The following is a 15,547-nucleotide window of genomic DNA, read 5'->3' as shown; positions in this document are numbered from 1 at the left end:
CCCCTGACACTCGGATCGTCCGGCACGTTCCTGCCGGTGGAGGGATTCATTTCTCATGGCAACAATCACGTACGACCGCGCGACCAGGCTCTTTCCCGGGTCCGACGTCCCCGCCGTCGATCAACTCGACCTGCACATCGAGGACGGCGAATTCCTCGTCCTCGTCGGCCCGTCCGGCTGCGGAAAATCCACGTCGCTGCGGATGCTCGCCGGACTCGAGGACGTCGACGGCGGCCAGATCCTGATCGGCGGCCGCGACGTCACGCACGCCGAACCCAAGGACCGCGACATCGCGATGGTCTTCCAGAACTACGCGCTCTACCCGCACATGACCGTCGCCGAGAACATGGGCTTCGCCCTGAAACTCGCAGGCACCGACAAGTCCGAGATCCGCGCCCGTGTCGCGGAGGCCGCCGACATGCTCGACCTCGGCGCCTACCTCGACCGCAAACCCAAGGCCCTCTCCGGCGGCCAGCGGCAGCGAGTTGCCATGGGCCGCGCCATCGTCCGGCAGCCGCAGGTGTTCCTGATGGACGAGCCGCTGTCGAACCTCGACGCCAAACTGCGCGTGCAGACCCGCACGCAGATCGCCCAACTCCAGCGCCGCCTCGGCACCACCACCGTGTACGTCACCCACGACCAGGTCGAGGCCATGACGATGGGCGACCGTGTCGCGGTCCTCAAGGGCGGCGTGCTGCAGCAATGTGCCTCCCCCCGCGAGCTCTACCGCCGGCCCGCGAACGTGTTCGTCGCCGGGTTCATGGGCTCACCGTCGATGAATCTGTTCACCGTGCCCGTCGCCGACGGCGGCGTGCTGATCGGCGACCAGCTGGTGCCCGTCCCCCGCGACGCGCTCGCGGCGGCGGGCCGGGAGGTGATCTTCGGGATCCGTCCCGAGCACGTCGAGATCGCCGATTCCGGCGGGCTGAAACTCGAGATCGACGTCGTCGAGGAGCTCGGCTCCGAGGCATTCGTGTTCGGCCGCACCACCGTCCACGGACGAACCGAGAACCTGGTCGCGCGCGTCGACTGGCGCAACCCACCCGAGAAGGGCCAGGTCGTGCACGTCCGCGTCGACGAGGCACACGCGCATCTCTTCGCCACCGACGCGGCGGGCGAGCGCCTGGTGCGCTGACCTCAGAGTTCCGCGGGACGGGCGGTCGAGCCCCTGACCACCAGGTGGGTCGGGAGCACGACCGCCCGTTCCGCCGGTTCCCGCCCGCTCAGCAGGTCCACGACCACCCGGCCCGCCGCCGCTCCCTGCTCTCCCACCGGTTGCCGGACCGTGGTCAGGTCGGCCAGCTCGGCCGTCGGGTGATCGTCGATGCCGATCACCGACATCCCGGCCGGGACGGGTACCCCCGCTCGTCGCAGCGTGCGTAGTGCTCCCACGGCGACCTCGTCGGAATGACAGAACACCGCGGTGGGCACGTCGGCCCGGCTGAGCAGCAGTTCCATGCCCCGCTCGCCGCCCTCGACGCCCCAGGGCACGGTCGCGATGCAGTCGTCGTCGAGTCCGGCGTCGGCGAGCGCACCGTGGAAACCCGCGACCCGGGCGATGTCGCCCTCCCACGACTGCCCTTCCGGGTCGACGGTGCGGATCATGCCGATCCGCGTGTGGCCGATCCTGATCAGATGGCCGACGGCCTGGCGCGCGGCCAGTTCGTCGTCGATCCGGACGGACGGGAAGTCGCCGGCGTGCGCGCCGATGACCACCACGGTCACGTCCATCTCCTCGAGCCGCGCCCGCTCCGGCCCGGTCAGCGGAAACGCCACGGCGATGACCGCATCGACCTTGCGGCGCAACGGAAGTCGTTCGAAGAACGATTCGCGCTGGGACGACTCCTCGAGGCAGTACAGCATCACGTCGAGGTCGGCGGCACGGAGTTCGTGCTCGATGCCGGCGAGAATCCGTGAGTAGAACCAGGCGTCGATCCACGGCACGACGACGGCCACCCGGCCCGTCGCGCCGCCCGACAGCTTCGACGCCTCGGGCGAGATGACGTACGCCAACTCGTCGGCGACCCGCTGAATCCGCAGCCGCGTCGCTTCGGACACCCCCTTCTCGCCGCGCAGCGCACGGGAGACGGTGGCGATCGAGACGCCGGTGCGGCGCGCGACGTCGGCCATGTTCACGGACTGCTTGGGGATCACGTTCCCACAGTAGGCGAGCAACGCAAATATTTGCGCAGATCCCTCATCGATCACACGTCTTTGAAGTGCGGAAAAGAAATCACCCTGTTCGAGTTGACAGCAACCTGTGATGTGCCTCACGCTCTTTACGCAAACGTTTACGCATCACATTCGCCCATCCCATCCCCCGCACCGAGGAGATTCGATGACCCAGTCCGTGGAGTCGACCGCAACCACCGTCGCGAGCCGGCACCCCGAAGCCTGGTGGAAGACGGCCGTCGTCTACCAGGTCTACATCCGCAGCTTCGCCGACGGGAACGGCGACGGCATCGGCGACCTCACCGGGTTGCGTGCCAAGCTGCCCTACCTCGCCGACCTCGGCGTCGACGCCGTGTGGATCAACCCCTGGTACCCGTCGCCGATGGCCGACGCCGGCTACGACGTCGCCGACTTCCGCGACATCGAGCCGTCGTACGGCACGCTCGCCGAGGGCGAGGCGTTCATCGCCGAGGCCCACGAGCTGGGGATCCGCGTGATCCTCGACATCGTGCCCAACCACACCTCCAGCGAGCACCGCTGGTTCGAGGCCGCCCTCCGCGACGAGCCCGGGGCACGCGAGCGCTACATCTTCCGGCCCGGCCGCGGCCCGGCGGGCGACGAGCCGCCCAACGACTGGCAGAGCGCATTCGGCGGTCCCGCGTGGAGCCGTCTCGACACCGGCGAGTGGTACCTGCACCTGTTCGCCCCCGCACAGCCCGACCTGAACTGGGAGCACCCGGAGGTCCGCGCGGAATTCGAGGACATCCTGCGGTTCTGGTTCGACAAGGGCGTCGACGGCTTCCGGATCGACGTCGCCCACGGCCTGGCCAAGGATCCCGCACTGCCCGATGCCGGTGAGCGCCTTCCCGGTTCGCAGCACACCGACCCGCACCCCGCGTGGGACCAGGATGCCGTCCACGAGGTGTACCGGGGCTGGCGGGCCGTCGCCGACGCCTACTCCGACCGCGTATTCGTCGCCGAGGCCTGGGTTCCCGGCAACGACCGGCTGGCCCGGTACCTGCGCCCCGACGAACTCCACACCGCGTTCCAGTTCGACTTCCTGCGCGCCCCGTGGCGGTCGGACAGCATTCGCGCCGTGATCGACGACGCGCTCGAGCAGGCGGCCACCGTCGGCGCCCCCGCCACCTGGGTGCTCTCCAACCACGACGTGCCCCGCACCGTCACCCGCTACTCCCGCTCGCAGCCCGACCACCTCGTCGAAACCGACTGGGAGCGAGCCCGCTGGGCGCTCGAGGAGCCGAACCACGACCTGGGCAGGCGCCGCGCCCGCGCCGCGGCGCTGCTGCAGCTGGCATTGCCCGGCACCGCGTACATCTACCAGGGCGAGGAACTGGGACTGGAAGAGGTCGAGGACCTTCCCGACGACGTCCGGCAGGATCCGACATGGTTCCAGACCAGCTTCACCGACTGCGGCCGCGACGGCTGCCGGGTGCCGATCCCGTGGTCGAACGACGCAGTGCCGTACGGCTTCTCCCCGTTCGACGCGGAAGAGGACACCTGGCTTCCGCAGCCGGGGCACTGGGCCCCGCACACCGCGGAAGCGCAGGCCGGCCACCCCGAGTCGTTCCTCACGCTGTACCGCGCGGCGCTGGAACTGCGGCACGAGTTCTTCGACACCCCGCATCCCGTCGAGTGGCTCGACACTCCCCCCGGCGTTCTCGCATTCGCACGCGGCGCAGTGCAGTGCTGGGTGAACACCGGCACCGAACCGGCCGCACTTCCCGAAGGCTCGACCGTGGTACTCGGTTCGATTGCCGGCCTCACCGGCGGACCGCTCCCGTCCGACGCCGCGGTGTGGCTGTCGGAACCGGGCTCGGGTGAATCACGATGAAGCGCGTCGCCGCCGCCGCGGTGGCCGTCGGCGTCCTGTTCGCGGCGACGTCCTGCGCCGATCAGGGCATCGACGCCGCCGCGCAGGCGGAGAAGCAGAACCTCGACGGCCGCGGACCCATCACCTACGTGCAGGGCAAGGACAATTCCAACGTCGTCCGGCCGCTGATCGACGAGTGGAACGCCGGCCACCCCGGTGAGGAGGTGACGTTCAAGGAGCAGTCCGACCAACCGGACCAGCAGCACGAGGACCTGGTGCAGCACTTCCAGTCCCGCGATTCCGGCTACGACGTCGCCGTCGTCGATGTCGTGTGGACCGCGGAATTCGCGGCCCGCGGGTGGCTGCAACCGCTCGAGGGGCCGATGGCGATCGACACGTCCGGGCTGCTCCCCGCGACGGTCGCGGGGGCCACGTACGGGGGCGTCCTGTACGCGGCGCCGCAGACCAGCGACGGCGCCCTGCTCTACTACCGCACCGACCTGCTCGATCACCCGCCCGCCACCTGGGACGAGCTGATCGGCGCGTGCGGGACGGCCCAACAGGCCGGAATCGGCTGCTACGCAGGACAGTACGCCAAGTACGAGGGCCTGACCGTCAACGCGTCCGAGGCCATCAACACGGCGGGCGGGTCGATCCTCGGACCGGACGGCGTGACCCCGACGATGACCACCCCGGAAGCCAAGGCGGGGCTGCAGTCGCTCGTCGACGCCTACCGTTCGGGTGCGATCCCCCGCGAATCCGTCACGTTCCAGGAAGAGCAGGCCCGGCAGGCATTCCAGAGCGGCGACCTGCTGTTCATGCGCAACTGGCCGTACGCGTACAGCCTGATGAACGGTCAGGGCAGTTCCGCGGTGTCCGGCAAGTTCGCCGTCGCGCCGCTGCCGGGGAAGAACGGGCCCGGTCACTCGACACTCGGCGGGCACAGCGCCGCGATCAACGTGTACTCCGAACACAAGGCCACGGCGTCGGACTTCCTGAAGTTCTTCCTGGAGAAGAAGTCGCAGGCGTTCTTCCTCTCGCAGGGATCGCTCGCCCCCGTCCGCACCGACGTCTACGACGACCCGGAACTGATCGAGCAGTACCCGTACATCCCCACCCTGAAGACGTCCATCGAGAACGCCGTGACCCGCCCGGTCACCCCGTTCTATCCCGCGGTCACCCGGGCCGTGCAGAACAACGCGTACGCCGCGATCAAGGGCGAGAAGACGGTGGACCAGGCCGCCGCCGACATCCAGTCCGCGATCGCCGCGGCCGGGTCCTAGAGGAGACAAGCCGATGACCGTTCACGAACTCTCGGAACCGACGACCGCGGCCGTCCCCCAACCGGATTCGCCCGCGCCGCCACCGCCCCGGAAGGGACGCAGCAAGGCAGCGATGCTCCTCGTTCTGCCGACCATGATCCTGCTGGGCATCGTCGTCCTGTACCCGGTGGTCAGCGCGATGGTGATGTCGCTGTTCAAGGACCCGACCATCGACCCCGCCACCGGCAAATTCGTCGACCAGGGCTTCGCGGGACTGTCGAATTACACGCACTGGCTGTTCCAGCGGTGCACCGACACGACCGGCACCTCCGTGTCCTGCCCCGGCGGCACCCTCGGATCGCTGTTCTGGCAGTCGATGTGGGTCACCGTGTTCTTCACCGTCGTCACCGTCACCATCGAGGTCGCGCTGGGACTCTGGTTCGCCACCATCATGAACCGGGCGTTCCGCGGCCGGGCACTGCTGCGCACCAGCATCCTCGTCGCGTGGGCGATCCCGACCGCCGTCACCGCGAAACTGTGGTACTTCGTCTTCGCCTACGACGGCATCGCCAACAAACTGCTCGGCACGGACATCCTGTGGACGGGTGACACATGGCCCGCCCGGTTCGCCGTCGTGATCGCCGACGCCTGGAAGACCACCCCGTTCGTGGCGTTGCTGATCCTCGCGGGACTGCAGATGGTGCCCGCCGAGGTGTACGAGGCGGCGCGCATGGACGGCGCCGGCGCGTGGCAGCGGTTCCGTTCGATCACGCTGCCCCTCATCAAGCCGGCCATCCTGGTGGCGGTCCTCTTCCGCGTCCTCGACGTCCTGCGGATCTACGACCTCCCGGCGATCCTCACCGGCGGCGGTGGCGGCGACGGCACCGCCACCACCACACTGTCGATCCTCGTGATCGACCAGATGCGCCAGGGATTCAACAGCGCGTCCGCCCTCTCCACGATCACGTTCCTGTTCATCTTCGCCGTCGCCTACGTCCTCGTGAAGGTGATGGGCGTCAACGTGATCGACACCCAAGAGCAGCAGCGAAAGGCCTGACCCATGTCCACAGCAGTCGTCACACCGGGAATTCCCCGGCCCACGGTGGCGCGCAGGCGCCGGGGACCGTCGCTCGCGTCGATCCGCACTTACGCGGGCCTCGCGGTGATCGTCGTCTGGGGTCTGGCCCCCGTCTACTGGATGGTGGTCACCGCCTTCCGGGACTCCGACTACACGTTCGACACCACCCCGTGGCCCACCCACGTCACGCTGGACAACTTCGCGAACGTGTTCTCCACCGACGCGGGCAACCACTTCGCCCGGGCGCTCGTCAACAGCACGATCATCGGCGCCGTCACCACCGCGATCGGACTGATCGTCGGGGTCGGCACCGCGTACGCGCTGGCGCGGTTGCAGTTCCGGGGCAAACACGCGGTCCTCGGGATCATCCTGGCCGCGTCGATGTTCCCGGGTGTCGCCGTCCTGACACCGCTGTTCCAGCTGTTCACGTCGATGGGCTGGTTCGGCACGTACCAGGCGCTGATCATCCCGAACATCTCGTTCGTGCTGCCCCTCACCATCTACACCCTCACCGCGTTCTTCAAGGAACTGCCGTGGGAACTCGAGGAGGCCGCCCGGATCGACGGGGCCAGCAGACGGCAGGCGTTCCGTATGGTGCTGCTGCCCTTGGCCGCACCGGGACTGTTCACCACCGCGATCCTCGCCTTCATCGCGTCGTGGAACGAATACCTGATCTCCAGTCAGCTGTCCAACGACATCACCCAGCCGGCCACCGTCGCCATCGCCCAGTTCGCGGGAAGCAAACCGCACGAGGAACCGTTCACGTCCGTGATGGCCGCGGGAACGGTCGTGACCATCCCGCTCGTCATCATCGTGCTGCTCCTGCAGCGCCGCATCGTGTCGGGCCTCACCGCGGGCGGCGTCAAGTAGCGTGCGTGCGGCTCCGCCGCCCGTGAGTACTTGTTAACCGCCCGACGTTAACAAGTACTCACGGGGGTTTTGCCGGGCCACCTTCCGGTGGCAGCATTCTTCCCGTGACCTTCGCCCATCGTCTGCGTCCCCGTCTCGTCGAAGAGCGAGCGTCGGTGTCGCCGCTCGAACTGTTCTTCGACCTCGTCTTCGTCTTCGCGCTCACCCGTGTCACCGACCTGATGGCCGAGGACCCCACCGGCGTCAATCTGCTGCGCGGCGCCCTCGTGATGGCCGTGCTGTGGTGGAGCTGGGTGGGGTACGCCTGGCTCTGCAACCTCGTGCGCGCCGACGAGGGCATCGTACGGGTCGTGATGTTCGGTGCGATGGGCGCCATGTTCGTCACCGCGCTGACCATCCCCGAGGCCTTCGACGACCTCGCGGGCGGACTCGACGGACCCGTCATCTTCGCCCTCGGCTACTTCGTCGTCCGGCTCCTGCATCTGGTGATGTTCTGGGTGGTCAGCCGCGAGGACCCGCAACTGCGCGGCCAGGTGCTCCGCTTCGCGCCCAGCATGCTGACCGGCACCGTGTTCCTGCTCGTCGCGTCGCAGCTCACCGGCACCGCGCAGACCGTCATGTGGATCCTGGCCCTCACCGGCGACTACCTCGGGACGCTGGTCGGCGGGACCGACTGGCGATTGCGGTCGGTCAGCCACTTCGCGGAGCGGCACGGGCTCATCGTCATCGTCGCGCTGGGCGAGTCGATCGTGTCGATCGGCATCGGCGTCGCGAGCCTGCCGATCTCGTGGGCGATCATCGTCGCGTCCCTCCTGGGGCTCGCGGTGTCGGGACTGCTGTGGTGGTCGTACTTCGACGTCACGTCCCTGGCGGTGGAGCACGCGTTCGAGGAGGCGACCGGTGCACGTCAGATCAAGATCGCCCGCAACTGCTACAGCTTCATCCACCTGCCGATGGTGATCGGGATCGTGATGCTGTCGCTGGGTCTGAAGAAGATCCTGTCGTACGTCGGCGACGGCAACCATCACCGGCTGGTGGATCCGCTGTACGGCTGGCCGCTGGTGGCACTGTTCGGTGGCGCGGCGCTGTACCTTCTCGCGCTGGTCGCCTTCAAGGCGTACGCGACGAGGTCGGTGACCGTGCCGCGCGTCGTGACGGCGGTCGTGCTGATCGCGCTGCTCCCCGTCGTCTGGCACATCCCCGCGCTCGCCACCCTCGGCGTGCTGACCGCGGTTCTGCTCGCGATGATCGGATACGAGATGGTTCGCTACGACCAGCCCCGGGACGAGATCCGGCACCGCCACCCGTGAGTACTTGTCAACGCCCGGCGGTTGATAACTACTCACGGGCCCGAAGGGCATACCCGTCCTGCACGGCGGCGGTACCGAATCACCTCTGAGGCTCGAGACGATCGAGCCGGAGGGATTGATCACGATGACCGACCACTCGCGCGGCCCACGGCTCCGCAGTCCACTGCGCGGACCATGGCTGACCTCGGTATTCGGACTCGTACTGCTCATCGGGCTGCCCGTCGTCATCGTCACCGGACTGCTCTCCTACATCGCGTACGGGCCCCAGTTCGGGCAGGCCCGCCCCGGCGACGTCGGCTGGCTGCACCTCCCGTATTTCGCGTGGCCCACCCGGCCGTCGTGGCTGTACCGGCTCACGCAGGGTCTGCACGTCGGGCTCGGACTTGTCCTGGTGCCGATCGTGCTCGCCAAACTGTGGTCGGTGATCCCCAAACTGTTCGTGTTCCCGCCGGTACGGTCGCCGGCGCAGGCCCTCGAACGGCTGTCGCTGATCGCCCTGGTCGGCGGTGCGCTGTTCGAGATCATCACCGGCGTCCTGAACATCCAGTACGACTACATCTTCGGTTTCGACTTTTACACGGCCCACTACTGGGGCGCGTGGGTCTTCATCGCCGGGTTCGTGACACACACGGTCCTGAAGGTGCCGCTCATGGTGCGGTCGCTGCGGTCCCGCTCGTTCCGGGAAATGCTGCGCACGTCCCGCGCCGACACGCGGCCCGAACCGGCGGACGAGAACGGCCTCGTCGCCCAGGATCCCACTCCGGCCACGATCAGCAGGCGCGGCGCCCTCGCCCTGGTCGGTGGCGGCGCCGCACTGGTCGCGGTCCTGTCGGTCGGGCAGACCACCGGCGGGTTCCTGCGGGGCGCCGCGCTACTCCTGCCGCGCGGACGCTCGTACGGCGACGGCCCCAACGACTTTCAGATCAACAGGACGGCCGCGGCCGCGCAGATCACCCCGGAGCAGACCGGCGACACCTGGCGACTGTCGGTGACGGGCGGCGCGACACCGGTGCAGCTGAGCCGAAATCAGCTACGCGCGATGCCGTCGCACACCGCGTCCCTCCCGATCGCGTGCGTCGAGGGGTGGTCCACCCTCGAGACGTGGACGGGCGTGCGACTGCGTGACCTCGCGGACGTCGCGGGGGTGACGGCGTTCGGTTCGGCGAAGGTGACGTCGCTGGAGCGGTCCGGGGCGTTCAATCAGGCGGTGCTCACGGCCGATCAGGTGCGCGACTCCGACGCCCTGCTCGCCCTCGAGGTGAACGGCGCGGACATCTCCCTCGACCACGGCTATCCCGCGCGGATCATCGTCCCCGCGCTGCCCGGCGTCCACAACACCAAGTGGGTGCAGTCCATCGAATTCCGGGAGTCGTGAGATGCGCCGATTCGCCCGCGTCTACGGAGCCGACCCGCTGCATCTGCTGGCCGTGCTGTTCACGTTCGCCCTCGCCGGGTACGCGGTCTCGGTGGTGGGTCTGCCGAATCTGTGGAATCCGGACGTGTGGTGGAAGTCGATCGCCGTGTGGTTCCTCGGTGCGGTGATCGCCCACGACCTCGTGCTGTTCCCGCTGTACGCACTCGCCGACCGGTCTTTGACGTCGGGGCTGGACGCGGTGCGAGGGCGGAGACGTTCGCGGTCCCGGACGGTTCCGGCGCTGAACTACATTCGCGTGCCGGCGCTCGCGTCCGGGCTGACGCTGCTGCTGTTCCTGCCGGGGATCATCGAGCAGGGCGCCGACGCGTATCTTGCCGCGACAGGGTTGACGCAGGAACCGTATCTCGACCGCTGGCTGCTGCTCAGCGCCGCGTTCTTCGCATTGTCGGCCCTTGCCTATGCCGCCCGACTTTCGCTGTCCCGCAAGGACGGCGACGCGGTGAGCCGGCCATGAGGAAGCCCGGGATGACCACCGACCTCCTGCTGCGGCGGGCGTCGGCGGGGCTCCCGTGCTGGGTGCGTGACGCGCGGGGAACACGGCGCGCCCTGCCGCTCGACCGGTGGATGGGCGGCGACTCGGCGTCCCTCGCCGATCGGATGGCCGACCGCGTGATGCTCGCGGGATGTCACGGTGCGACCATCGATCTCGGGTGCGGACCGGGCCGGCTCACTGCCGCGCTCGTGTCCGCGGGCGGCAACGCCCTGGGCGTCGATTCCTCCGTCACGGCAGTGCAACTCACGATCCGCCGCGGCGGTGTGGCGGTGCACAGCGACATCTTCGCGCCACTTCCGCGGTCGGGGAACTGGGACCGCGTGCTGCTCGCCGACGGCAACATCGGCATCGGCGGCGAACCCGTCCGCGTGCTCAGCCGCGCTCGAGAGCTGTTGCAACCGCGCGGAATTGTGATCGCCGAGGTGGATCCGCCGACCACGGCGGGGGTGCGCCGTGAACTACTGCGCTGGGAGACGGAGCATCTCGCCGGAGACTGGTTCGCCTGGGCGAGTGTGGGTGTGGCCGCCGTGTCGGAGGTCGCGCGTGTGGCCGGACTAGAAGTGATCGATGTTCTGCAGCATGCGAATCGGCACTTCGCGCGGATGGAATGGGCGTGAGAAGTTCCCATCCGCCGGCGAAGTAGCGCCGAATACCTAGTGAACATCCACCCTCCCCTTCCTCCGGAAAGGTTGTCTGATCATCATGTCGAACTATCGAAAAGCGCTCGTGGCCGCGGCCATCGGCGCTTTGTCACTGACTCCGCTGGTCGCGTGCTCGAGCAACGATTCGAGTGCATCCTCCAATATGAGCGCAGCAGCATCCTCCCAACCGGCACCCGTCGCCCAGGTCGACAACCTGACCGGGGTGAGTACCGCCGTCGCACTCGATCCCGGCTTCACCGGGGCGCTGACGACGCTCGGCCTCACACCCGGAGTGGTGGGCTCGGCAACCCTCGCCGACGGATCGGTCAGCTTCCCGATCACCGGCGGCAACGTCAAGTACTGGGAACCCGGCACGGTCGATCCCTATGTCCAGGGTGAGATCATGCACGACGGCAGCGGATTGTCGCTGGCGGCACCCGGCACGGTCGTCGAACTGACCGATTTCACGATCGATCCGGGCACGTCGCTCCTCACCGGAGACGTGAGCGTCAACGGTTCACCCGCGGCGACCGACGCCGTGTTGTTCGATCTCAACGGCCGCACGCTGAAGCCGCTGCAGACAGGACCGAACGACACGGCGATCCTGCAGGGCACCGAGGTCAAGATCTCGGCGGACGCTGCCGGCCTGCTGAACGAGACGTTCAAGACCGACGCCGTCACGCCGGGCCTTCTGGTCGGGATCGCCACCATCACGATCGCGACCACGTGACCGTCGGACCGACAGGAAACCCGGATGCGCCGGCCGTCACCAGTTGGTGAACAACAGATGGTTGACGGCCAGCGCGCCGGCGGCCTGCACGGCGAGCCAGAACCGATGGCTACCGCGCGGCAGCAGCGCGGGGGCGGCGAGGAGCCACCATTCGAACGGCAGCCAGATCCGCTCGGTCTCCGCCTTGCTCAGCGCGCTCAGGTCGGCGATCACCACCGCGAGGAGCGCGGCGAGCACCAGGACGGGGACCGGCGAGCGCGCCCGCACCCGCGACCAGGCGAACGTCCGGGGCAGTGCGGCGGGCACCGCCAACCCCACCGCGCAGACCAGCGACGCGAAGTTTGCCCAGCCCCAGTAGGCGAAGGGGCGGTCCGACGCGATGCCCTGGTAGTACCGTTCCTGCACCAGTTGGTAGCCGTCGAACCACCAGAATCCGCACAGCGTGAACACCGCGGCCACCGCGAGTGCGCCGATCAGTGCGAACGCCAACGGCCGGGCCACGCGCGCGATCACCAGGACGGCGACCGCGGGAATCGCCATCAGTGTGAGCCCGTAGCTGAGGTAGACGCCGAATCCGAGCAGCACCCCTGCGCCCACGGCGACGGGCAGGGGGTACCGGACGGCGCGGGTCGCCGACAGCGCCAGCAGGGCGATCCCCCAGGCGACCACGCCGGCGAAGAGTGCGTCCGCCGACACCGCCACCCAGATCGCGGCGGGGGCGAGCACGAGGAAGGGGGCCGCGCGGCGGGCCGTCGCCTCGTCACCCAGCGCGCGAACGGCGACAATCACCGCGGCACCGGCGCTCGACCCGACCGCGACGCACAACGCGGACGCCCAGGCGCCGCCGTCGAGTCCGATCCGGTCGAGCCAGACGAACGCCAGCAGTGCACCGGGCGGGTGCCCGGACACGTGGGTGGTCCACGAATCGGGCTGCAGATCCAGGATCCGGTCGGCGAAGCCCCGCAGCGTCGCCGGGATGTCCGTCACACCGGGGACCTCGTGCAGGTACTCGTCGGTGGAGGTCAGGCGGTCGACGAAGCCGCGCCGCCAGCCGTCGACCAGTGCGAGCGCCATCGCCCACAGGGCGGACCCGAGCCACACCCCGACCGTGAGGCGCCGCCACGACAGCGTCTGCGCCAGCCCGGGACCCCACACCACGACCGCCGCCGCGACGACGACGGCGACCGGGCTGCCCCACCCGAAATGCACGTCGCGGAACCCGAACAGCGGCGCAGCGTCCGCGAAATCCCGCACACTCTCCGCCGTCCGGTTGACGATGGGGGTGATCGTCTCGTTTCCGAGGTACGGGACGACGAACGCAACCACCACGAGGACCAGGGCGAGCCCGGCGCCGGCGACGTCGCGGTACAGGAAATTCCGCTCGCCGGTGCGCTGTGGGGATCCGATGACGTCATCTCCTTCGCCGAAAGTCGCACTCGCGCCCAGCATAACGACGGAGGATGGAGCGTATGACCGCAACGAGTTCACCCGACCCGGTCCGCGCGGACGTCGCCGTGATCGGGGGCAGCGGCTTCTACTCGTTCTTCGACGAGGGAGCCGCGGAAGTCACGCTCGACACTCCGTACGGCAGCCCCAGCGCCCCCATCACAGTCGGCGACGTGGAGGGCAGGACGGTGGCGTTCCTCCCCCGCCACGGCACCCGGCACCAATTCGCTCCCCACACCATCCCGTACCGCGCGAATCTGTGGGCGCTGCGCACACTCGGCGTGCAGCGGGTGTTCGCACCCTGCGCCGCCGGCAGCCTCACCCCGGACCTGGGGCCGGGTGCGATGGTCGTGCCGGACCAGTTGGTCGACCGCACCAGCGGCCGCGCGCAGACGTACTTCGACGGCGGCGGCGTCCACGTCCAGTTCGCCGACCCGTACTGCGCCGACCTGCGCAAGGCCGCCGCCCGGCCGGGCACCGTCGAGGGCGGTGTGCTGGTGGTGGTCGAGGGACCGCGGTTCTCGACCCGCGCCGAGAGCCTGTGGTTCGCCCGGCAGGGCTGGACCCTCGTCAACATGACGGGCCATCCCGAGGCGGTGCTCGCCCGAGAGCTCGAGATGTGCTATGCCACCATCGCTTTGGTCACCGATCTCGATGCGGGAATCGAGGCCGGCGACGGGGTGCGGGCCGTGGACGTGTTCGCCGAGTTCCAGCGCAACCTCGGGTCACTGAAGGCACTCGTGCAGTCCGCGATCGCCGCCGCCCCCGAAGGCCCCTGCGACGCCTGCCGGGTCCACGAGGGTGTGGCGCTGCCGATCGAGTTGCCATGACCGACACCCGCGTACTCCTCACGGGCGCAGCCGGTTTCATCGGCGGTCACGTCCACACCACGCTGATCGAGGCAGGTCACGACGTCGTCGCCGTCGACGCACTGCTTCCGTCCGCGCACGGCTCCGGCGCCGAACCACCGGACGGTGTGCGGCGTGCCGACATCCGCGACCTGCCCGCGCTGCTCGAACTGCTGCGCGGCGTGGACGTCGTGTGTCATCAGGCCGCCGTCGTCGGCGCCGGCGTGGATGTGAGTGACGCCCCCGCCTACGCCAGCCACAACGATCTCGGCACGGCGACGCTGCTCGCCGCGATGCACGAGTCGGGTTGTCGTCGGCTGATACTCGCGTCGTCGATGGTCGTCTACGGGGCGGGCCGGTACCGCAACGGTCGGGGCGAGTTCGTGGAACCCGAACCCCGTCGCGTCGACGACCTGGACGCGGGAATCTTCGACGAGACGGACCCCGACACGGGTGAACCCCTGGAGTGGGCTCTCGTGGAGGAGAATTCGCCGCTGCGGCCGCGGAGTCTCTACGCCGCGGCCAAGGTCGCCCAGGAGCACTACGCCCTCGCCTGGGCACTGGCCACCGGCGGTTCCGTGACGGCGCTGCGCTACCACAACGTGTACGGCGACCGCATGCCGCGCAACACCCCGTACTCCGGGGTGGCCGCGATGTTCCGCTCCGCCCTCGAGAACGGTGACCCACCGCGCGTGTTCGAGGACGGCAGGCAGACTCGGGATTTCGTGCACGTGCACGACGTCGCGGCGGCGAACGCGGCCGCGATCGAGGCGGCGCTGCCGGGATTCTCGGCGTTCAATGTGTGTTCGGGACAACCGATCACGATCGGCGAGGTGGCCGCGGCGCTCGCGCGCTCGTACGGCGGCCCCGAACCCGTCGTCACCGGCGAGTACCGCCCCGGCGACGTCCGGCACATCGTCGCCGACCCCCGGCTGGCCCGGGAGCGACTGGGGTTCCGGGCGCAGATCATGCCCGCCGAGGGGATCGCGGCGTTCGCGCACGCACCCCTGAGGGACGCGGCGCCGGCAGGACCTCCCCGTGTCTGAGCGCGCGCCGATCTCGCCGCGGGACGTCACCGTCGTGATCCCGTGCCTGAACGAGGCCGGTTCCCTGCCCGGCGTGCTCGCCGCGGTGCCGCCCGGCTACCGGACGGTGGTGGTGGACAACAACTCCACCGACGACACCGCCGCGGTCGCGGCCGCCCACGGAGCGTCGGTGGTGCGGGAGCCCGTCCCGGGATACGGTTCCGCCGTGCACGCCGGGGTGCTGGCGGCGCAGACCATGGTGGTCTGCGTGCTGGACGGCGACGGCTCGATGGACCCCGGCGACCTCCCCCGGCTGGTGGCCCCCCCGGGCTCGGGCGCCCGCCACGCCCGGGGGGGGCGGCGGGGGACCTGGCCGCGGCACACCCGGGTGGGCAAACCCCGCCAC

15 protein-coding genes are annotated in these 15,547 nt (G+C 69.3%); 13 read left to right on the top strand and 2 right to left on the bottom strand.

All coding sequences use genetic code 11. The features are described from left to right. The first annotated feature begins 55 nt into the window (after positions 1-55). Positions 56-1,135: an ABC transporter ATP-binding protein gene (locus tag ACFTZB_RS31015; protein WP_378437337.1), complete on the top strand. Its 1,080-nt coding sequence runs from the start codon at positions 56-58 to the stop codon at positions 1,133-1,135. Between the two features lie 2 nt (positions 1,136-1,137). On the opposite strand, the gene ACFTZB_RS31010 is transcribed toward ACFTZB_RS31015, so the two are convergent. Continuing rightward, positions 1,138-2,154, bottom strand: coding sequence for a LacI family DNA-binding transcriptional regulator (locus ACFTZB_RS31010; RefSeq protein ID WP_378437335.1), 1,017 nt, complete (start codon positions 2,152-2,154; stop codon positions 1,138-1,140). Positions 2,155-2,338: 184 nt separating this feature from the next. Between ACFTZB_RS31010 and ACFTZB_RS31005 the strand changes: the two genes are divergently transcribed. The 9 genes from ACFTZB_RS31005 to ACFTZB_RS30965 all read left to right on the top strand — a co-directional run bounded on the left by ACFTZB_RS31005 (position 2,339) and on the right by ACFTZB_RS30965 (position 11,822). Then, positions 2,339-4,024 (top strand): glycoside hydrolase family 13 protein, encoded by a 1,686-nt coding sequence (locus ACFTZB_RS31005; protein WP_378437333.1) that lies wholly within the window; start codon positions 2,339-2,341, stop codon positions 4,022-4,024. Beyond that, positions 4,021-5,286: an ABC transporter substrate-binding protein gene (locus tag ACFTZB_RS31000; RefSeq protein ID WP_378437331.1), complete on the top strand. Its 1,266-nt coding sequence runs from the start codon at positions 4,021-4,023 to the stop codon at positions 5,284-5,286. Before ACFTZB_RS31005 ends, ACFTZB_RS31000 begins: the two co-directional genes overlap by 4 nt. A 13-nt stretch (positions 5,287-5,299) precedes the next feature. Then, the gene (locus ACFTZB_RS30995) at positions 5,300-6,322 is read left to right on the top strand and encodes a carbohydrate ABC transporter permease (RefSeq protein ID WP_378437329.1); all 1,023 of its coding nucleotides are present in this window, start codon (positions 5,300-5,302) and stop codon (positions 6,320-6,322) included. A 3-nt stretch (positions 6,323-6,325) separates the two neighbouring features. Next, the gene (locus ACFTZB_RS30990) at positions 6,326-7,213 is read left to right on the top strand and encodes a carbohydrate ABC transporter permease (RefSeq protein ID WP_095862930.1); all 888 of its coding nucleotides are present in this window, start codon (positions 6,326-6,328) and stop codon (positions 7,211-7,213) included. A 104-nt stretch (positions 7,214-7,317) separates the two neighbouring features. Next, the gene (locus ACFTZB_RS30985) at positions 7,318-8,523 is read left to right on the top strand and encodes a low temperature requirement protein A (RefSeq protein ID WP_378437326.1); all 1,206 of its coding nucleotides are present in this window, start codon (positions 7,318-7,320) and stop codon (positions 8,521-8,523) included. A 124-nt stretch (positions 8,524-8,647) separates the two neighbouring features. Beyond that, positions 8,648-9,898 (top strand): molybdopterin-dependent oxidoreductase, encoded by a 1,251-nt coding sequence (locus ACFTZB_RS30980; RefSeq protein WP_378437324.1) that lies wholly within the window; start codon positions 8,648-8,650, stop codon positions 9,896-9,898. A gap of 1 nt (position 9,899) precedes the next feature. Beyond that, positions 9,900-10,412: a hypothetical protein gene (locus ACFTZB_RS30975; RefSeq protein ID WP_378437322.1), complete on the top strand. Its 513-nt coding sequence runs from the start codon at positions 9,900-9,902 to the stop codon at positions 10,410-10,412. Between the two features lie 11 nt (positions 10,413-10,423). Continuing rightward, a complete protein-coding gene (locus tag ACFTZB_RS30970) occupies positions 10,424-11,068 on the top strand; it encodes a methyltransferase domain-containing protein (protein ID WP_378437320.1) in 645 nt (214 codons plus the stop codon). Between the two features lie 85 nt (positions 11,069-11,153). Next, positions 11,154-11,822 carry a hypothetical protein gene (locus ACFTZB_RS30965; RefSeq protein WP_378437318.1) on the top strand — a complete coding sequence of 223 codons (669 nt, stop codon included), beginning with the start codon at positions 11,154-11,156 and terminating at the stop codon, positions 11,820-11,822. Positions 11,823-11,858: 36 nt separating this feature from the next. Here ACFTZB_RS30965 and ACFTZB_RS30960 read toward each other — a convergent pair whose 3' ends face one another. Further along, positions 11,859-13,271, bottom strand: coding sequence for a hypothetical protein (locus tag ACFTZB_RS30960; protein WP_378437316.1), 1,413 nt, complete (start codon positions 13,269-13,271; stop codon positions 11,859-11,861). A 20-nt stretch (positions 13,272-13,291) separates the two neighbouring features. On the opposite strand from ACFTZB_RS30960, the gene ACFTZB_RS30955 reads away from it, so the two are divergent. The 3 genes from ACFTZB_RS30955 to ACFTZB_RS30945 all read left to right on the top strand — a co-directional run. Beyond that, entirely contained in the window at positions 13,292-14,098 is an 807-nt protein-coding gene (locus tag ACFTZB_RS30955) for an S-methyl-5'-thioadenosine phosphorylase (RefSeq protein WP_378437314.1), read from the top strand. Continuing rightward, a complete protein-coding gene (locus ACFTZB_RS30950) occupies positions 14,095-15,162 on the top strand; it encodes an NAD-dependent epimerase/dehydratase family protein (protein WP_378437312.1) in 1,068 nt (355 codons plus the stop codon). The genes ACFTZB_RS30955 and ACFTZB_RS30950 overlap by 4 nt, the downstream gene beginning before the upstream one ends. Next, positions 15,155-15,547 (top strand): glycosyltransferase family 2 protein (locus ACFTZB_RS30945; RefSeq protein ID WP_378437310.1); only part of this gene is annotated, 393 nt, incomplete at its 3' end. The genes ACFTZB_RS30950 and ACFTZB_RS30945, both read left to right, overlap by 8 nt.

Origin of the sequence: Rhodococcus sp. NPDC057014 (genome assembly GCF_042673295.1) — a bacterium.
Lineage (GTDB): Bacteria > Actinomycetota > Actinomycetes > Mycobacteriales > Mycobacteriaceae > Rhodococcus_F.
Note: the sequence above shows the minus strand (reverse complement) of the source record. Positions and strands in the feature narration are given on the sequence as shown.